Annotated in this window: 18 protein-coding genes and 1 pseudogene; 8 read left to right on the top strand and 11 right to left on the bottom strand. The window is 69.2% G+C overall.

Annotated elements, in window-relative coordinates; genetic code table 11:
- Window positions 1-132 precede the first annotated feature (132 nt).
- From ABD327_RS18985 to ABD327_RS18955, 8 genes are all read right to left on the bottom strand, one after another.
- Window positions 133-1,221: a hypothetical protein gene (locus ABD327_RS18985; protein WP_344451815.1), complete on the bottom strand. Its 1,089-nt coding sequence runs from the start codon at window positions 1,219-1,221 to the stop codon at window positions 133-135.
- Window positions 1,222-1,329: 108 nt separating this feature from the next.
- On the bottom strand, window positions 1,330-1,638 hold the full coding sequence (locus ABD327_RS18980; protein ID WP_344451814.1) for a DUF1416 domain-containing protein: 309 nt from the start codon (window positions 1,636-1,638) through the stop codon (window positions 1,330-1,332).
- A 39-nt stretch (window positions 1,639-1,677) separates the two neighbouring features.
- Window positions 1,678-2,517 (bottom strand): sulfurtransferase, encoded by an 840-nt coding sequence (locus ABD327_RS18975; RefSeq protein ID WP_344451813.1) that lies wholly within the window; start codon window positions 2,515-2,517, stop codon window positions 1,678-1,680.
- On the bottom strand, window positions 2,518-2,949 hold the full coding sequence (locus ABD327_RS18970; protein ID WP_344451812.1) for a DUF4395 domain-containing protein: 432 nt from the start codon (window positions 2,947-2,949) through the stop codon (window positions 2,518-2,520).
- An 88-nt stretch (window positions 2,950-3,037) separates the two neighbouring features.
- Window positions 3,038-3,103, bottom strand: coding sequence for a putative leader peptide (locus tag ABD327_RS37485; RefSeq protein ID WP_408608342.1), 66 nt, complete (start codon window positions 3,101-3,103; stop codon window positions 3,038-3,040).
- A 115-nt stretch (window positions 3,104-3,218) separates the two neighbouring features.
- Window positions 3,219-3,626: a TlpA family protein disulfide reductase gene (locus ABD327_RS18965; protein ID WP_344451811.1), complete on the bottom strand. Its 408-nt coding sequence runs from the start codon at window positions 3,624-3,626 to the stop codon at window positions 3,219-3,221.
- 38 nt (window positions 3,627-3,664) lie between these two features.
- Window positions 3,665-4,375: an LmeA family phospholipid-binding protein gene (locus ABD327_RS18960; RefSeq protein WP_344451810.1), complete on the bottom strand. Its 711-nt coding sequence runs from the start codon at window positions 4,373-4,375 to the stop codon at window positions 3,665-3,667.
- A 64-nt stretch (window positions 4,376-4,439) separates the two neighbouring features.
- Window positions 4,440-4,694 (bottom strand): MoaD/ThiS family protein, encoded by a 255-nt coding sequence (locus ABD327_RS18955; protein ID WP_344451809.1) that lies wholly within the window; start codon window positions 4,692-4,694, stop codon window positions 4,440-4,442.
- A 172-nt stretch (window positions 4,695-4,866) separates the two neighbouring features.
- Here ABD327_RS18955 and ABD327_RS18950 point away from each other — a divergent pair, with 172 nt between their 5' ends.
- A complete protein-coding gene (locus tag ABD327_RS18950) occupies window positions 4,867-5,580 on the top strand; it encodes a winged helix-turn-helix transcriptional regulator (protein ID WP_344451808.1) in 714 nt (237 codons plus the stop codon).
- Window positions 5,581-5,775: 195 nt separating this feature from the next.
- On the opposite strand, the gene ABD327_RS18945 is transcribed toward ABD327_RS18950, so the two are convergent.
- Window positions 5,776-7,554, bottom strand: coding sequence for a bifunctional metallophosphatase/5'-nucleotidase (locus tag ABD327_RS18945; protein ID WP_344451807.1), 1,779 nt, complete (start codon window positions 7,552-7,554; stop codon window positions 5,776-5,778).
- A gap of 160 nt (window positions 7,555-7,714) precedes the next feature.
- Between ABD327_RS18945 and mshD the strand changes: the two genes are divergently transcribed.
- The 7 genes from mshD to ABD327_RS18910 all read left to right on the top strand — a co-directional run bounded on the left by mshD (window position 7,715) and on the right by ABD327_RS18910 (window position 14,706).
- On the top strand, window positions 7,715-8,557 hold the full coding sequence (gene mshD / locus ABD327_RS18940; RefSeq protein ID WP_344451806.1) for a mycothiol synthase: 843 nt from the start codon (window positions 7,715-7,717) through the stop codon (window positions 8,555-8,557).
- Between the two features lie 200 nt (window positions 8,558-8,757).
- Window positions 8,758-9,858 (top strand): phosphate ABC transporter substrate-binding protein PstS, encoded by a 1,101-nt coding sequence (gene pstS / locus ABD327_RS18935; RefSeq protein WP_344451805.1) that lies wholly within the window; start codon window positions 8,758-8,760, stop codon window positions 9,856-9,858.
- Window positions 9,859-10,033: 175 nt separating this feature from the next.
- Complete coding sequence (gene pstC / locus ABD327_RS18930; protein ID WP_344451864.1) at window positions 10,034-10,951, top strand: phosphate ABC transporter permease subunit PstC; 918 nt, start codon at window positions 10,034-10,036, stop codon at window positions 10,949-10,951.
- Entirely contained in the window at window positions 10,948-11,856 is a 909-nt protein-coding gene (gene pstA / locus ABD327_RS18925; protein ID WP_344451804.1) for a phosphate ABC transporter permease PstA, read from the top strand. The genes pstC and pstA overlap by 4 nt, the downstream gene beginning before the upstream one ends.
- 25 nt (window positions 11,857-11,881) lie before the next feature.
- Window positions 11,882-12,658, top strand: coding sequence for a phosphate ABC transporter ATP-binding protein PstB (pstB, locus tag ABD327_RS18920; RefSeq protein ID WP_344451803.1), 777 nt, complete (start codon window positions 11,882-11,884; stop codon window positions 12,656-12,658).
- Between the two features lie 273 nt (window positions 12,659-12,931).
- The gene (locus ABD327_RS18915; RefSeq protein WP_344451802.1) at window positions 12,932-13,549 is read left to right on the top strand and encodes a DUF47 domain-containing protein; all 618 of its coding nucleotides are present in this window, start codon (window positions 12,932-12,934) and stop codon (window positions 13,547-13,549) included.
- Complete coding sequence (locus ABD327_RS18910; protein WP_344451801.1) at window positions 13,546-14,706, top strand: inorganic phosphate transporter; 1,161 nt, start codon at window positions 13,546-13,548, stop codon at window positions 14,704-14,706. Before ABD327_RS18915 ends, ABD327_RS18910 begins: the two co-directional genes overlap by 4 nt.
- A gap of 73 nt (window positions 14,707-14,779) precedes the next feature.
- On the opposite strand, the gene ABD327_RS18905 is transcribed toward ABD327_RS18910, so the two are convergent.
- Together ABD327_RS18905 and ABD327_RS18900 are read right to left on the bottom strand one after the other, a co-directional pair.
- Window positions 14,780-14,944: a hypothetical protein gene (locus ABD327_RS18905; RefSeq protein WP_344451800.1), complete on the bottom strand. Its 165-nt coding sequence runs from the start codon at window positions 14,942-14,944 to the stop codon at window positions 14,780-14,782.
- Between the two features lie 163 nt (window positions 14,945-15,107).
- Window positions 15,108-17,393 (bottom strand): annotated as a pseudogene (locus ABD327_RS18900) (hypothetical protein); the annotation flags it as partial.

The following is a 17,393-nucleotide window of genomic DNA, read 5'->3' as shown; positions in this document are numbered from 1 at the left end:
CCCTACTGGGCACAGAAAGAGTGGTCCAAAAGGGCAAAGCGCACAAAGATTGCAAATCATCACACAGTTTGCGGTGCAACCACCAGGAACCGCAGGTAGATCACCGTCCGGGCAGATCCTCCCGCAACCGGGTCAGCTCCAGATGAGCACGCCGGTGACCTCGGCCCCGATCTGGTGGGCGGCGGTGCTCGCGATCTCGCCGGTGTCCTTCTTCGCGAGGTCGCTGCGGTAGGCCATGGAGAAGACGATCAGATTGCTCTGCTCGTAGATCCGGCTCCAGGTGGCGACCCTCTTGTCGCCGATGGAGCGCGCCCCGCTGCCCTTGTCCGGGTTGATGAGGTAGGGGTAAGCACTGGCCTTCTTCACGGCCGAGACCGCCGACGCGCTCTTCAGCGGCATGACGATGACGGTGACGACGGCCTTCTTCTTCGAGTCGGTGTAGACGGCGCCCCGGAAGTTCCCGATGCACGGGTACTTGACGAGCAACCGCTTCAGTTCGCTCGGCGCGGCCTTGGCGCACGGCCCGGACGACCCGCCGACCCGGCGGAACGTCGTCCCGAAGGCGGTCTTCATCGTCGCCTTCATCGCGTTGGCCGGCACCTGCTTGGTGGTCACCGGCGGAGTCGGCGTGGTGGAGGGCAGCGGCGGGACGGTGATCGAGGGCGGGGTGAACGTCGGGACCTCCACGGTCGGCACGTCCGCCGAGACCGTCGGGATGGCGATCGTCCGCTTCTTCTCGTCCTTGCCCAGCACCTTGACGGCGGCGAAGGCTCCGGCGCAGACCACCAGCACCAGCACCGCCACGATGGCGGGCAGCGGGTTCATGCCCTTGGGCGGCTGCATCGGGTGACCGGGCGGACCGAACTGACCGGGCTGGCCGAACTGGCCCGGCTGGCCGAACTGGCCGGGTTGACCGAACTGACCAGGCTGGCCGAACTGGCCCGGCTGACCGAACTGGCCCGGCGGCATGAACGGCGGCGGCGTCCCCTGGCCCTGGAAGGGCGGCTGGCCGGGGACCTGCCCGTCCTGCTGGGGCGGGGCGAACGGCGGCGGGGTCCCCGCGCCGGGCTGCATCAGCGGCGTGCCCAGGTTGGTGTGGTCGGAGTACTCCGGCTGCTGCGGAGGCTGCTGCTGCGCGAACGGGTCGTAGTTGCCCGGCTGGTCTCCCCCGTTCCGGGGATCGGGTTCCTGCGGCGGAGGCGGCGGCGTCCAGTTAGCCATGAAAGGTGACTTTACCCTGCACTATCCATCGCATTACCAGAAAGTAAAAGTTGAAAACAAAAAGGACCCTGTGGGATAAACCACAGGGTCCTTCCTGTCGTGACCAGGCTAGATCGAGACCTCGACGCCCGCGATCTCGCCGGTCCTGGCGGTCACCGAGCTGTCCACGCTGACCCCGCCGGGGGCCAGCACGCGGACGGTCCAGTCGCCGTCGGCGGCGAAGAAGCGGAACACGCCCTCGTCGCTGGTGACGACCTCGGCGGTGAACTCGCCGGAGGAGTCGAGCAGGCGGGCGTAGGCGCCGGAGACCGGGGCGCCGTCACGCGCGACGGTGCCCTGGATGACGGCCTCGTTGTTGAGGTCGACGGTCGCCGGAAGGTGAGCGGTCTGGGCCGGGGCGGCGCATCCCTGGGACATGGCTTTTCTCCCTTGAGGTTGGTCGTACCGGTCTTGCGGCTACTTGGGCTCGCCGAGTTCGACCGGCACGCCGACCAGCGAGCCGTACTCGGTCCAGGAACCGTCGTAGTTCTTGACGTCGGGCAGGTCCAGCAGCTCGCGCAGGGCGAACCAGGTGTGCGAGGAGCGCTCGCCGATGCGGCAGTAGGCGATGATCGGCTTGTTCAGGTCCACGCCGGCCTCGGTGTAGAGCTTCTTCAGGTCCTCGTCGGACTTGAAGGTGCCGTCGTCGTTCGCGGCCTTGGACCACGGGATGCTGCGGGCGGTCGGCACGTGGCCGGCCCGCTGCGCCTGCTCCTGCGGGAGGTGGGCCGGGGCCATCAGCTTGCCGGTGAACTCGTCGGGCGAGCGCACGTCGATGAGGACCTTGGTGCCGATCGCGTCGACGACCTCGTCGCGGAAGGCGCGGATGTCGAGGTCCTGCTCCTTGGCCTTGTAGTCGGTGGCGGGGCGGGTCGGCACGTCGACGACCAGCTCGCGGGAGTCCAGCTCCCACTTCTTGCGGCCGCCGTCGAGCAGCTTGACGTTCTCGTGGCCGTACAGCTTGAAGTACCAGTACGCGTAGGCCGCGAACCAGTTGTTGTTGCCGCCGTACAGGATGACGGTGTCGTCGTTGGCGATGCCGCGAGAGGACAGGAGCTGCTCGAAGCCCACCCTGTCGACCATGTCGCGGCGGACCGGGTCCTGCAGGTCCTTCGACCAGTCGATCTTGACGGCGCCGCGGATGTGGCCCTTGTCGTAGGCGGAGACGTCCTCGTCCACCTCGACCAGCACCACGCCGGGGGCGTCCAGGTTGGCCTCGACCCAGGCCGCGTCCACCAGGACGTCACTACGGCTCATTTAAGGAACCTCCTCGGAGAATGACTTCGGGATGACACGCTTGATGATCAGAAACATCTCGCAGCCGAGGCAGAACCCGAACACGGCGTTCAGGAAGGCCGCCCCGAGCGCGAAGGCGGTGGCCGCGATTCCCAGCCACCCGAGCCCCAGGCTGTATCCGGCCACGCCCACCAGCGCGAACGCGAGACCGACCCCCTGCGCGAAACGCGGAGGGGCCTCGTCCTCGAGTTCTGCCGGAGGGCTCAAGCGCGGTCGTACGAGGCCCGCGTAGAGCAGCCCGTACGGATGGCGACGCAGCCCGAAGAAGACTCCGATCGCGAACACCATGGCCTGAGCGGCGAGCAGTACCCAGTTCCCGGTGAGCAGTACCGCCACCAAGACGATCGAAGTGAGGGCGGCGGTGAACCGTTGTCCTCGCGGGTCGACTTTCATGCGGGGAACACGCTCCCTTACGGGGCGGGGGTGCGGACGCCTGGCGGGTGCGGGGGAAGAGTCCCCGCGACAGCGGCTACGGCTGTTCTCAGGCCATGCGACAGAGCGCGGTCGAAACGCGGCAGTAGTCGACTGCCCGTCGCTTCGTCAGCATCTGTTCTGTCCAGTAACGCACGGACACGATGTTACGGAACTTCTCTCGAGCTGTCACCCCCGTCTCGCCTGACGAGACGGGCCCCATGATCACGTTTGGCCTGGTGGGCGGCCCGTCAGAGCCCGGGAAGCCGCCCCAGCGCCGCTATGACATCGGCTTTCCTCGGCTGTCCGGCCGCCCGCTGCACGATCCGCCCCGAGGCGTCGAGCACCAGGACGGTCGGGGTCTTGAGGATGTTCAGTTCGCGGACGAGATCCAGCCGCGACTCGGCGTCGATCTCCACGTGCCGGACCCCCTCGACCAGTTCCGCGACCTCGGCCAGGACGCGCTTGGTGGCCCGGCAGGGCGCGCAGAAGGCGCTGGAGAACTGGACGAGGGTCGCCCGCTCGCCCAGGGCGCCCAGTTCGAAGGCCCATTCTCCGCGCACGTCCTGCTCCTTCAGCCGCCCCGTCCGCCGCTGCCAGACCAGCCCGAACACCGTGGCCAGGCCCAGCGTGCCGATGACGGCCATCACTCCGGTCATGTCCCGAAACTACGCCACCGGCACCACCCGTCGCGGACTCAGCCGGCGGTCTGCTGGGTGACCCCGCTGAGGTCGACGTTCTCGGCGGTCCCGGTGATCCGCAGGCCGGCGTCCTCCGGGTCGGCCGCGGTGATCCGCGAGCCCATCGGCAGGCCGGTGACGGGCACCGTGTAGGTCAGGTCCCGCTTCACCAGGTCGAGCGGCACCTGGATCCCGGAGGTCTGGACGGTCCGCGGGGTGATCACGATGCCCTTGACGGTGGGCTCGACGGAGACCGTCACGCCGACGGGAGCGCTGATTCCCACGAAGGAGAAGGTGCCCTCCAGGAGGACGTCCTCACCCTTGCGTGACACTTTCTGCACCCCCTTGTCGGCGACCGCCTTCTGCAGGACGTCGTAGGGGATGACGGCGGAGGCGGTGGCCGTCTCCGCGCGGACGTTGCTCTGGTCGCCGTTGAGCAGGTCGGAGAGCGGCGCCTTCAGGTTGTTCAGCCGGATCCGCACGTCCTGGACGGTGACCCCCTGCTGGGTGTAGTCCCCGATCACGACGTCGATCCGCTCGTACCGCCCGTTGATCGCCTGGGTGAGGAACGGGAATCCGCCGATCTTCACCGACGGCTGCTCCGGCAGCCGGTACTGCGCGGCCACCTGGCGGGCCACCTCGGATTCCGCGCGGGCCTTGCCGAAGCGGTCGGCACCGATCAGCCCCGCCACCGCCAGCACGAGCAGGACGATCAGGAATTTACGCATGACACCCCTTAACTGTTCAGAGTGTGAGACGAACGACCCACCCGGCAAAGTTCGCGATGTGAGATCAGCCACCCGCGAACGGAGGCAATACTTCCACCACCGCGCCGTCCGTCAGTTCCACGCCCTCATGAGGACGGGTCCCCACGGGCAGCCCGTCGACGAGGAACGAGCTCCGCGCCAGGACCCTCCCGAATTCCCCGCCTCGCGCCGCACCGGCGTTCTGGAGGGCCTCCGCGAGGGTCTCCGCCTGGTAGGACTCCTCGGCGACCCCTGCCGCGGCCTTCGCCGCGGCCCAGTATCTGATCACTCCCTTGGCCATCGTCCAAGGATCTCATTCATGTATCGCCCGTAATGAATCAGTCGGGTGCCCGTTGCCCCTTTCCGCCCCTCGTATAAGCTTCTAGCGAAGGATCCGGGCAACGAGGCCCCCGGATCCTTGACGTCTTTAAGGGGACGTATCACCCCGAAAGGGCAAGAGAGGGAGGCGGCCGTTGAGCAGCTTGTTGTTGCTCACCAACGCGCTGGAACCGTCAGATGAGGTTCTTCCGGCGTTGGGTTTGCTCTTGCACTCGATTCGCGTCGCTCCGGCGGAGGCATCTGCCCTGATCGACGCACCCCCAGCCGACGCGATCCTCGTCGACGCGCGCCGCGACCTGGTGCAGGCCAAGAGCCTGTGCCGGCTGCTGCGCACCACCGGCCTGGACTGCCCGCTGCTGGCCGTCGTCACCGAGGGCGGCCTGGCCGCGCTCACCCCCGAGTGGGGTCTGGACGACGTCCTGCTGCAGGCCTCCGGACCCGCGGAGGTCGAGGCCCGGCTCCGGCTCGCGATCGGCCGCTCGTCGGCCGGCGAGGCCGAGGACCAGCCCGGCGAGATCCGCAGCGGCGACCTGACCATCGACGAGGCCACCTATACCGCCCGGTTGCGCGGCCGGGTGCTCGACCTCACCTTCAAGGAGTTCGAGCTGCTGAAGTACCTCGCGCAGCACCCGGGGCGGGTCTTCACCCGCGCCCAGCTGCTGCAGGAGGTCTGGGGCTACGACTACTTCGGCGGCACCCGCACCGTGGACGTCCACGTGCGGCGCCTGCGGGCCAAGCTCGGCGCCGAGTACGAGTCGCTCATCGGCACCGTGCGCAACGTCGGCTACCGGTTCGTCCCCGACCACCGGTCCGGCGATCAGGAAGAGGCCCTGGCCTCGCGTCCCTGACCGCGCCCCCGCGGGCCTGGAACGTTCCTACCCACCGGTAGGAACGCCCCGTACCCGGAGAACAGCCCCCACGCGAAGAAGCGCAGGGGCTGTTCCCGGTTCGCGGGGATTCGCGGGGAACAGACGACCGCGGCGAAGCGAGGATCGGCTGTTCCCCTCACGGGGGTCCGGGGGTCGCCCCGCGGACGGACACGGTCAGCCGAGCTTGATCCGGCCGGTCTCCGGAGGCGTCACCGGCGAGTTGGCGCCGAGGTAGTCGGTGAAGGCGTCCAGGTCGATCGGGCCGCTCCACAGGTTCGTGCCCTGGGTGAAGACGGAGAACCCGTCACCGCCGCCCACCAGGAAGTTGTTGGCGGCGACCCGGTAGGCCGCGGTCTCGGAGATCGGCGCGCCGTCGACCTCGATGCCCGACACCCTGTCCCCGAACGCGTTGCCCGGCGTCACGGTGTAGCTCAGCGACGCCGACGGCTGGAGCACCGCCGTGCGCGCCGCCGTCCACTGCTGCTCCAGCAGGGCGTCGAGCTGGGCGCCGGTCAGGGTCACCACCTGCATGAGGTTGTTGAACGGCTGGACGGCGAACGCCTCGCCGTAGGTCACCACGCCGTCGGGCGCGTACAGCAGGTCATCCCGCACCCCGCCCGGGTTCATCAGCGCGATCTGCGCGCCGCCCTCGTCCTTGGTGGCGGCCAGCTGAGCGTCGGCGATCAGGTCGCCCAGCAGCGTCTCGCCGGTCGGGGTCGCCTTCCGGTCCAGGTCCGCGGTGATCTCGCCCACCTTCTTGTTCGCGACCACCGCGACCCGGTCCTTCCAGGTCTGGACGAAATCCTCGGTCTTTTCGTGCGGCTTGATGTCACGGGTGACGACCTGGTTGTCGATCTTCACCGAGGCGCGGACGACGTCCTTGGAGCTCTTGTCGATCCGCAGGTCCACCTGGGAGATGACCCGGCCGAAGGATCCGCCCTGGCTGTAGAGCCGGGTGGCGCCCGAGGGGTCCTTCACCTCGCAGACGTAGGCCTGGTGGGAGTGCCCGGACAGGACCAGGTCGATCTCCGGGTCCACCCTGGTGGCGATCTCGGTGCCCGAACCCGCGCTGCCGTCGGGGTCGGCGGCGGTGCTGCAGACGTCCGGGGACCTGCCCGCGGTGACGTTGTCGCCCTCGTGGACCAGCAGGACCTGGGACTCCACGCCCAGCAGCTTCAGCAGCTGCGAGCCGAACTTCGCGGACTTGACGACGCTCTCGAACTTCAGGCCCTTGATGCCGGAGGCGGTCACGATCGTCGGGGTCGTCTCGGTGACGGCGCCGATGAACCCGATCCGCTGGCCGTTGATCCTCCTGACCGCGATCGGCGGCACGGCCGGAACCCCGTGACTCTTCAGCAGCGCGGCGAGCTTCTTGCGCGGCACCTGCCGGAGGATCTCGTTGCCGGGCAGGTCGGGGAGCTTCTTCCCGTCCTCCAGCAGCACGTTCGCGCCCAGGTAGGCGAACTCCGTGCCCTTCCAGGGGCCGGCCGGGGAGTCGCCGTCGACCGGGTGGGAGCCGCCCTTGAGGAGGCGCTTGAGCTCGTCGTAACCCTCGTCGAACTCGTGGTTGCCCACCGAGGAGGCGGTGATGCCCAGGTTCCCGAGGAACTCGAGGCTCGGCTCGTCGTGGTAGGCGGCCGAGATCAGGGGCGTGGCGCCGATCAGGTCGCCCTGGGCGACCTTCAGCGTGTTCTCGTCGGTCATCCGCTCCATCCAGGCGGCGACGTAGGCGGCACCGCCCGCGGCCACGGTCTGGCCGTTCTCGTCGACGAAGCGGCCGGAGGACCCGGTGGGCGGCTCGAGGTGCCCGTGGAAGTCGTTGAGGGCGAGCAGTCGGACGGGGACGCTCTTCCCCCGGTCCGGGGGCGCGGCCGTCACGCCGGGCGCCGCCACCGCGAGCATCGCGGTGGTCAGCGCTCCTGCGAGCACGACCTTCGTACCTTTACGCGGCATTCGCTCATCCTTGGCAGGTCGAAGGGGGCAGGAGGATCCATCCGGACCTTAGAGACAGAAGATCGGACGTGTCACTTGGAGATACGTGAGAACCCGGCCTCCACGATCTCCCCCATCTTGTGATCTCCTACCATTGACCGTCCGCATAAGCTGGGGATCTATGGCCGCCGTGCACGAATTGTCCGCCCAACAGTCAGCCTCCGTTCTCGAACTGGCGTCCCGCGCCACCGAGAGCGACGGAGTGGCTCCGCTCTCCGAGCAGACCCTGCTCGACGTCAGGCACGGCGGAGGCGATCACCACCTCCACCACGCGGACGGGTCGCTCGCGGGCTACGCCTACACCGACGGCGAGTCCGCCGAGGTCGTGGTGGACCCGGGGTTCCGCCGCCGGGGCATCGGCAGGGCCCTGGTCTCCGCCCTGCTGGCGGGGAACGAGCGGGTCAAGATCTGGGCGCACGGCGACCTCCCCGGCGCCCCTCGGCTGGCCGCGTCCCTGGGACTCGCGCCGGTGCGCACCCTGCTGCAGATGCGCCGCCCCCTGGGCGACGAGCTCCCCGTCCAACGGATCCACGCCGGCTTCTCCCTGCGCACCTTCGAACCGCGGGACGCCGAGACCTGGCTGAGGCTCAACCACCTGGCCTTCTCCGACCACCCCGAACAGGGCCAGTGGACGATGGAGGACCTCCGCCAGCGCATGGACGAGCCCTGGTTCGACCCCAAGGGCTTCTTCCTCGCCTGCAAGGGCGACCGCGTGGTCGGCTTCCACTGGACCAAGGTCCACCCCGACGGACTCGGCGAGGTCTACGTCGTCGGTGTCGACCCGTCCGCCCAGGGCGTCGGCCTGGGCCGCACACTGACCCTGGCCGGACTGCACCACCTGAAGTCCCTGGGCCTGGAGACCGTGCTGCTCTACGTCGACGGCGGCAACACCTCGGCCGTCCGCCTGTACGAGTCCCTCGGCTTCACCCGCCACCAGACGGACGTCATGTACAGCCGCTCCTGAATGTGCCGGGTGTGGCCTCGTTAACCTTCCGGCCACTCCCGGTCGAGATGCCTTTCCGGATCCCGCCCCGTCCTGTTCACCCTCAGTTCACCTGGAGCGCTCCGAGCCGTTCACCTGGGCTTTCTACCTTCGGATCAGACGGTGGCCCCACCTCCCTGACCTAGCACGGGGTTCACCGCACTGATCAGGAGGAACACCCCGTGAAGAACGGCATCCGGCTCTCCGCCCTGGGCGGCGTCATCCTCGCTGGCGCCCTCGCGCTGTCGGCTTGCGGCTCCGACGACAACACCGACGGGAACACCGCGGCCACCGCCAACAAGGGCGACTGCGTCGAGGCCACCGTCAACGCCGCCGGTTCGAGCGCCCAGAAGAACGCGGTGGACGAGTGGATCAAGGGTTACACGGCCAACTGCGCCGGCGCGACCCTGAACTACAACCCCAGCGGGTCGGGCGCGGGCATCGAGGCCTTCAGCTCCGGTCAGGCCGCCTTCGCGGGCTCCGACTCCGCGCTCAAGCCGGACGAGGTCGCGGCCGCCCAGCAGCGCTGCAAGGGCGGCACTCCGCTGAACCTGCCGATGGTCGTCGGCCCGGTCGCGGTCGCCTACAACCTGGAGGGCGTGGACGGCCTGCAGCTGTCCCCCACCACGCTGGCGGGCATCTTCGCGAACAAGATCACCACCTGGAACGACCCGGCGATCGTCAAGGACAACCCGGACGCCAAGCTCCCCGGCGACAAGATCACCACGGTCCACCGCGCCGACGAGTCGGGCACCACCGACAACTTCACCAAGTACCTCGCCGCGGCGGCCCCCGACGTCTGGAAGTTCGAGGGCGGCAAGCTGTGGACCGCCCCCGGCGGCCAGGGCGGCACCAAGTCCGACGGCGTGACCACCCTGGTCAAGCAGTCCAAGGGCTCCATCGGCTACATCGAGATGTCCTACGCCGAGAACGCCGGCCTGTCCACCGCCAGGATCAAGAACGGCGCCGGCGAGTTCGCCGAGCTGTCCACCGACAGCGCCTCCAAGGCCCTGGCGGGCGCCGAGGTCGTCGGCACCGGCAACGACCTGGCCATGAAGCTCGACTACAACACCAAGACCGCGGGCGCCTACCCGATCGTCATGCTGACCTACGAGATCGCCTGCGAGTCCGGCCTCGAGGGCGACGAGGGCAGGTTCGTGAAGTCCTTCCTGACCTACACCGCCTCGGCCGAGGGCCAGAACGCCATCGCCGGCCTCGGCTACGCCCCGCTGCCCGAAGAGGTGGCCTCCAAGGTCCGCGCCTCGGTCGCCGCCATCAAGTAAAGAACCGAGAACGGCACTGAACAGCGAGAACCACCCGAGCCCCGTCGTCCGGCAGGACGGCGGGGCCACGCCCGGTTCCGGGCTTCACATGACAGATCCCGAGGGAGGAGCTGGGGTGACCAGCATCGACGAGGTCCGGGCTCGGGCCGTCGGGGCGCAGGGGCAGAGGCGTGCGATGAGCACCGGTCGGCGGGGCGACCGGATCTTCAGCACGGCGGCACTGGGCTCCGGGGTGTTCGTCCTGGTGATCATGGCGGCGATCGCCGCGTTCCTGGTCTGGAAGGCCGTCCCGGCGCTCCAGGCCAACGAGGGGAACTTCTTCACCGACACCGAGTGGAACGCCAACGGGGACCCGCCGCGGTTCGGCGTGGCGCAACTGGCCTTCGGCACGGTCATGTCGGCCGCGCTGGCGCTGCTCATGGCGACGCCGGTCGCGATCGGCATCGCCCTGTTCATCGCGTTCTACGCACCGCGCAGGCTCGCCGAGGGCCTGGGGTTCACGGTGGACCTGCTGGCCGCGGTGCCCAGCATCATCTACGGCCTCTGGGGTCTGCACTTCCTGGTGGTCAACTCCGAGGGCGTGGTGGGGTTCCTCAACAGCACGCTGGGCTGGATCCCGCTGTTCGCGGGCGACAACATCGGCGGGCAGTCCATCTTCATCGGCTCGGTGGTCCTGGCGATCATGATCCTGCCGATCATCTCGTCGATCACCCGCGAGGTCTTCCTCCAGGTGCCCACCGCCCACATCGAGGCCGCGCAGGCCCTGGGCGCCACCCGCTGGGAGACCATCAGGCTCTCGGTGCTGCCCTACGGCAGGTCCGGCATGATCAGCGCCATGATGCTCGGCCTGGGCCGGGCGCTGGGCGAGACCGTCGCGATCGCCCTGGTGCTGTCCACGGTCGCCGGCATCAACTGGCACATCCTGGAACCGGGCGGCAACACCTTCGCCGCCAACATCGTGCGCACCTTCGGCGAGTCCGGGGCGACCGGGCGCAGCGCCCTGATCGCCTCCGGCCTGGTGCTCTTCGTCATCACGATGGTGGTCAACATGGCGGCCCGCGCGATCGTGGCCCGGCGTAAGGAGTTCGTGTGAGCGCCCCGACCGTGACCCCGCAGCGCAACACCCCCGGCAAGCCGGCCATTCCGGAGACCTCGGGCATCCGCAGGCTCAAGGACAACATCGTCCTCGTCGCGGTCTACGTCGCCTTCGCCCTGGCGATCATCCCGCTGGCGAGCGTGCTGTTCAAGATCGTCAGCGAGGGCGCCGGCGTCCTCGGCGCCGACTTCTTCCTCAAGTCGATGAACGGCATCGGCGGCCGGGACGCGGGCGGCGGCATCTACCACGCCATGGTCGGCACCCTGGAGCAGGTCGCCCTGGCCAGCCTGATGTCGATCCCGATCGCGGTGCTGACCGCCGTCTACCTGGTGGAGTACGGCCAGGGCAACCGGCTGTCGAAGGTCATCAGCTTCTTCGTCGACGTCATGACGGGCATCCCGTCCATCGTGGCCGGCCTGTTCGTCCTCGCCTTCTGGATCCTGGTGCTGGGCTTCGAGGTCTCCGGCTTCGCCGGCGCGCTGGCCTTGGCCGTCCTGATGATCCCGACAGTGGTGCGCTCCGCCGAGGAGATGCTCAAGCTCGTCCCCAACGACCTGCGCGAGGCCTCCTACGCCCTGGGCGTCCCGCGCTGGCGGACCATCACCAGGGTGGTGCTGCCCACCGCGTTCACCGGCATCATCACCGGCATCATGCTGGCCGTCGCCCGCGTCATGGGCGAGACGGCCCCGCTGCTGCTGACCATCTGGGTGACCAAGGTCATCAACTTCAACGCGTTCGAGGGCGCGCAGTCCTCGCTGCCCACCTACATCTGGGAGCAGGCCGGCGACCCCAACCAGGTCGCCGTGGACCGGGCCTGGGGCGCGGCCCTGGCACTGATCTTCATCATCATGGTCCTCAACTTCGGTGCCAGGCTCCTGGCCCGCAGGACCTCGATCCGGTAAGAGAAGAACGGAGCAACACCGAACCATGGCGAAGCGGATCGAGGTCTCCGACCTCAACGCCTACTACGGCGGCTTCCTGGCCGTCGAGAACGTCTCGATGACCATCGAGCCCCGCTCGGTCACGGCCTTCATCGGCCCGTCCGGCTGCGGCAAGTCGACCTTCCTGCGCACGCTCAACCGCATGCACGAGGTCATCCCGGGCGCCCGGGTCGAGGGCAGGGTCATGCTGGACGACCAGGACCTCTACGGGGAGAAGATCGACCCGGTGGCGGTCCGCCGGGTGGTCGGCATGGTCTTCCAGCGGCCCAACCCCTTCCCCACGATGTCCATCTACGACAACGTGGCGGCGGGCCTGAAGCTCAACGGGGTCAAGCGCAAGAGCGACCTCGACGGGGTCGTCGAGTCCTCCCTGAAGGGCGCCAACCTGTGGAACGAGGTGAAGGACCGGCTGGACAAGCCGGGAGCGGGCCTGTCCGGCGGCCAGCAGCAGCGGCTGTGCATCGCCCGCGCCATCGCGGTCCAGCCGCAGGTGCTGCTGATGGACGAGCCCTGCTCGGCGCTCGACCCCATCTCCACCCTGGCGATCGAGGACCTCATCGCCCAGCTCAAGTCGCAGTACACGATCGTCATCGTGACGCACAACATGCAGCAGGCGGCCCGCGTCTCCGACCGCACCGCCTTCTTCAACATCGCGGGCACGGGCAGGCCCGGCAAGCTCATCGAGCTGGACGAGACCTCGAAGATCTTCACCAATCCCGCGGAGAAGGCGACCGAGGATTACATCACCGGCCGTTTCGGCTGACCCCTCCGGCACGGATCCCGACACAGGGCCCCACCCCCTCCGGGTGGGGCCCTGTGTCGCCGTACGGGGTTGTTCTCATAAGGTTCTCATCGCCTGTCCCGGAGGTCCGATGACCAGCGAAAACCCCCTTCCCGAAGGGTGTACGCGAGTTGATCAACGGCAACCATCAGGAGAGGAGGTGGTGACTCGCCGGAAAAAAACAGGTGAAAGTTCGTCATACGGTTGAACTACACCTACGATCGCTGCGGATAGTTCCCGCACTAGGAGAGAAACGTGCGATTGCGTCTCACGCCGCGTGAAGACGGCTTCTACGACTTGTTCGCGGACTCCGCGAACAATCTCGTCACCGGAGCCCGGCTGCTCGTGGAACTCATCAGCGACGGCGCAGACCGGGGGGCCATCGCGGAGAAGATGCGCGCCTGCGAACACGCGGGCGACGAGTGCACTCACGCGATCATGCACCGGCTCAACGAGAGCTTCATCACCCCGTTCGACCGTGAGGACATCTACGACCTGGCGTCCCGCCTCGACGACGTGATGGACCACATGGAGGAGGCCGCCGACCTGGTCGTCCTCTACAAGATCAAGGCGCTGCCACCGGACGTCATCCGGCAGGTGGAGGTTCTGGAACGTGCCGCCGAGCTGACCGCCGAGGCGATGCCCCGGCTCAAGGCGATGCGCGAGCTCAACGAGTACTGGATCGAGATCAACCGGCTGGAGAACCAGGCCGACCAGATCTACCGCAAGCTGCTGGCCCACCTCTTCGGCGGCGAGTACGAGCCCCTGGAGGTGATGAAGCTCAAGGAGGTCATCGACCGCCTGGAGGACGCGGCCGACGCGTTCGAGCAAGTCGCCAACACCATCGAGACCATCGCGGTCAAGGAATCATGACCGTGGAGGACCCTCAGAAACTGATCGACGCGGTACAGGTCGGTCATGATCTGGACAAGCCTCAGCAGAAGCAGAACCGGCTGAGCACCTACGTCTCCATGGGCGGCGCTCTCGTCGCCCTGGTGGCCGGTGTCATCACGATCCTGACGCTGGGCCCCTCCGTGGAGACCTTCGCCCTGGTGGCCGTGGTCGCCATCGCCCTGGGCTTCGACTACACCAACGGCTTCCACGACGCGGCCAACGCCATCGCCACCTCGGTGTCCACCCGGGCGCTGACACCGCGGGCGGCACTGATGATGGCCGCCATCATGAACCTGCTCGGCGCGTTCGTCGGCGTCGGAGTCGCCAAGACGATCGCCGACATCCTGCCCGACCTGCAGGGGCTCAGCGGCCTGGCCGTGGTGTTCGCCGCGCTGGCCGGAGCCATCATCTGGAACCTCATCACCTGGTGGTTCGGGCTTCCCTCCTCCTCGTCCCACGCGCTGATCGGAGGGCTGGTCGGAGCGGGCGTGGCCGCCGCCACCACGGTCGGCTGGGACAAGGTGCTGGAGAAGGTCGTCATCCCGATGATCATCTCGCCGTTCGCGGGCTTCGCGCTGGGCTACCTCTTCATGGTGATCATTCTGTGGCTGTTCCGGCGGGCCAAGCCCGCCCGGGTCAGCCGGGGCTTCCGCATCGTGCAGTCCGCCTCGGCCGCCGCCATGGCGTTCGGGCACGGCCTGCAGGACGCGCAGAAGACCATGGGCGTGATCGTGCTGGCGCTGGTCGCCACCGGGCACCAGGCCCACGCCGACCACGTGCCGGTCTGGGTGATCTTCGTCAGCGCGTCCGCGCTGTCACTGGGCACCTACGCGGGCGGCTGGCGCATCATGCGCACGCTGGGCCGCCGGGTGATCGAGCTCGATCCGCCGAAGGGGTTCGCGGCCGAGGCCACCGCCGCGTCCATCCTCTACGTGGCGGCCATCGGGTTCCACGCGCCGATCTCCACCACCCACGTGATCTCCTCGGCGATCATGGGTGTGGGCGCGACCAAGCGGCTGTCGGCGGTGCGCTGGGGGGTCGCGGGCAACATCCTCATGGCATGGGTGCTGACGCTGCCGGCGGCCGGCCTGATGGCGGCACTGGTCTTCACGGTGTTCAAGATCTTCGGGGTCTGATCCCCGCGGATACGACGAAGCCCGCCCGGGTTCTCCCGGACGGGCTTCTTCACGTGTCGGACGAGGGTCTCGGTCAGTCGTAGACCGGCTCGGCGCACACGCCGAGCACGATGTCTATCTCGGCCTCGGTGAGCGGCCGCTCCGCCGTCGCGACCGCGCTCAGCAGCTCCGCGTACAGCTCGATCTCTCCCAGCGCCACGTCGTCGTGCAGACGTCGATCGAGTTCCGAAAGGCGCACCGCGTCCACCTCCGTTCATCCGGCCCCACACACCCGCGTACAGGCTACTGGCCGGTCGCAAAAGTTCCCATGACCCATGCGGGCTACCCGAGGACTATTCACGTTGGCGTGCCGGTAGTCAGATCTGGGGCCGGAACGGCGGCCCGGAAGGACCCCCCCGGGGTCAGTGCTCCGGCTCGGCCCTCAGCGTCTGGTTGAGCTCGCCCAGGATGCGCTCCAGACCCGATTCCGGCAGGTCGCGGCTGGTCAGCCGCGCCGCGGTCATGGCGTCCGCCCCGACCAGCCCCGCCAGCCTCCGGGCCTGGCGCGCCACCGTCTCGTCGAACCAGCGGTGGATGGTCCGCCCGTACGCGAAGTCCCCGTCCTCGGCCTCCCTGGCCGTGGCGATCCGGGTCATCAGCTCCACCCTCAGCTCCTCCTCGACCACGTACAGCTTGGCCTCGGCGAGCCTGGTGAACAGCTGCACCAGTTCCCGGTCGGTCGGCGGCGCGAAGTCCAGCTTCAGGAAGGTCGCCTCGATGTCGGGGTTGGCGCGCAGGAAGTCACCGAGGTCCCGGCCGGCCAGCACCAGCTGGTAGGGGTGCTCGCGGAAGCCGCGGAACAGCTCGGCGACCGCCTCGGGGGTGAGCCTCTCGGCCTGCTGCACCAGCAGCACGCCGCCCTCGGCCTGCTGCACCATCGCGGCGGTGCGCAGCTCCGTCTCCAGCCCGTCGCGTCCCAGCAGGTGCTCGGGACGGCACTGGATGAGGTGCCCTGAAGGCAGGACGCCCAGCACGCCGAAGACGCCGCCGATGATCCCGGCGACGGTGGCCTTGCCCGTCCCCGGCGGCCCCTCGAAGACCAGGTTGACCGGTTCGTCGGCCTCGGCGGCCAGCCGGTCCACCTCGGCCTTGACCTCCTCGAGGCCGATCATCTGGTGCAGGGTCTCCAGGTAGCCGTCCACGTCCCCCGCGGGCCGCAGCGCGGGCTCGATCGTCTCGGGGACGCCGGCGAAGTCCTGCGCCTGGAGCACGACCCTGTCCCTGGCCCCGCCGCCCCGGCCCAGCGCGCGCTGGTAGGCGCGGTCCAGGTAGGCCTCGACGAGCCGGGCCCCGGTCAGGTCGCCGGGGCCGCGCAGCCGGGTGAGGTCCTCGCGCGCGGTGTCCCAGGCGACCGTGTCCAGCGAGGCCCGCCGCTCGTCGGCGAGCACCCGCAGCAGGGTGGTGCGCTCCTCGACGTCCCGCAGCTCCGGCAGGTGGAAGACCCGGAACGTGCGCTCCAGCTCCGGGTACTCCCTGGCGAAGCGCCGGAACGAGCGCGGGTCGCAGGTGGTGATCATCGGGGTGCGGGCCCTGGCCCGCACCGTGCGCAGCGTCCGGAGGAAGACCCGGGGGTCCTGGGCGTCCAGCACGGCGGCGTCCAGCCGTTCCAGCAGCTGGACGGATCCCGGCTGGTCGAAGAGCGTCGCCAGCCGTTCCAGCGCCAGGCCGCGCAGCTCCTCGGCGTCGGTGACGTGCAGCAGGCCGTCGCCGACGATCCCCGCGATCATGCGGGCGAACCGGCGCTGCCCGGTGTGCGGGGCGCCGACCAGCAGCACCGAGACCGCCGCCGGGCCCGAAGGTCCGGCGGGGCCGCCCTGGTCGAGCATGGTCGCCGGAGGGCCCGCGGGACGGGCTCCGCCCTGGTCCATCATCGTGGCGTTCAGGTCGACGGGGCGTCCGGCGCCCTGGTCGAACACGGTCGCGTTCGGGTCCACCTGGCGTCCGGCGCCCTGGTCCATCATCGTGGCGTTCGGGTCGAAGTCCCGCCCCTGGTCCGGCCTGGTCGGCACCTCGGGCGGAGGCCCGTCGAGCATCGTCGCCCCCGGGTCGAACGACGCGGGGGCCCCCGACGCGTCCAGCACCGTGGCCGAGGCGTCGAGCAGCGCCGCCGCGCTCTGGTCCAGCATCGTCGCGGGAGGCCGTCCCGTCACGGGGGGCCGCCCTGGCCGCGCCGCCACCTGGGTGGCGTCCAGGGCGATGCCGGGGACGGGCAGCGCGTCGAGGAAGGCCTCGGCGTCCGCCTCCGGCCCGTACACGAACGTGACACCGCGCCGGGTCACCGTCGGCACCTCGCCGGGCGCCTGCGCGGGCGGGGCGATGTCGTCGACGGGGCGGGCGGGCAGCGGCGCGTAGTCCAGGAAGTCGCCGACCATCGTCTCGGACATGATCCGGGTGCCGTGCTCGGCCACCGGCGGCCTGCGTTCGGCGGGCTCGACCCCGGGCGAGGGCATCGGAGGCTGGCGGGGACCGTCGGGCTGGTCGAAGCCCAGCGGACCGGTGGAGTGCACGTCGTCCTGCTCCCCGCCGCCCAGCAGCCGTCCGCCGAGCTTGCGGGCCCGGCCCCAGGCCTTGCCGAACACCTTGCCCGCCTGCTGGGCCAGTTCGTCCGCGGTGGGGCCGCGCTGGGCCGCGGGCCGCCGGCCGCCGGT

Source organism: Actinocorallia aurantiaca, from assembly GCF_039533685.1.
Taxonomy (GTDB): Bacteria; Actinomycetota; Actinomycetes; order Streptosporangiales; family Streptosporangiaceae; genus Actinocorallia; species Actinocorallia aurantiaca.
The sequence above is the reverse complement of the archived record's forward strand: the minus strand, read 5'-3'. Positions and strand labels throughout refer to the sequence as shown.

What these genes read in the sequence shown, in the direction of transcription:
- ABD327_RS18985 (WP_344451815.1), bottom strand. Translation starts at nt 1,221, where the DNA reads ATGGCTAACTGGACGCCGCCGCCTCCGCCGCAGGAACCCGATCCCCGG.
- ABD327_RS18980 (WP_344451814.1), bottom strand. Translation starts at nt 1,638, where the DNA reads ATGTCCCAGGGATGCGCCGCCCCGGCCCAGACCGCTCACCTTCCGGCG.
- ABD327_RS18975 (WP_344451813.1), bottom strand. Translation starts at nt 2,517, where the DNA reads ATGAGCCGTAGTGACGTCCTGGTGGACGCGGCCTGGGTCGAGGCCAAC.
- ABD327_RS18970 (WP_344451812.1), bottom strand. Translation starts at nt 2,949, where the DNA reads ATGAAAGTCGACCCGCGAGGACAACGGTTCACCGCCGCCCTCACTTCG.
- ABD327_RS18965 (WP_344451811.1), bottom strand. Translation starts at nt 3,626, where the DNA reads ATGACCGGAGTGATGGCCGTCATCGGCACGCTGGGCCTGGCCACGGTG.
- ABD327_RS18960 (WP_344451810.1), bottom strand. Translation starts at nt 4,375, where the DNA reads ATGCGTAAATTCCTGATCGTCCTGCTCGTGCTGGCGGTGGCGGGGCTG.
- ABD327_RS18955 (WP_344451809.1), bottom strand. Translation starts at nt 4,694, where the DNA reads ATGGCCAAGGGAGTGATCAGATACTGGGCCGCGGCGAAGGCCGCGGCA.
- ABD327_RS18945 (WP_344451807.1), bottom strand. Translation starts at nt 7,554, where the DNA reads ATGCCGCGTAAAGGTACGAAGGTCGTGCTCGCAGGAGCGCTGACCACC.
- mshD (WP_344451806.1), top strand. Translation starts at nt 7,715, where the DNA reads ATGGCCGCCGTGCACGAATTGTCCGCCCAACAGTCAGCCTCCGTTCTC.
- pstC (WP_344451864.1), top strand. Translation starts at nt 10,034, where the DNA reads ATGAGCACCGGTCGGCGGGGCGACCGGATCTTCAGCACGGCGGCACTG.
- pstB (WP_344451803.1), top strand. Translation starts at nt 11,882, where the DNA reads ATGGCGAAGCGGATCGAGGTCTCCGACCTCAACGCCTACTACGGCGGC.
- ABD327_RS18910 (WP_344451801.1), top strand. Translation starts at nt 13,546, where the DNA reads ATGACCGTGGAGGACCCTCAGAAACTGATCGACGCGGTACAGGTCGGT.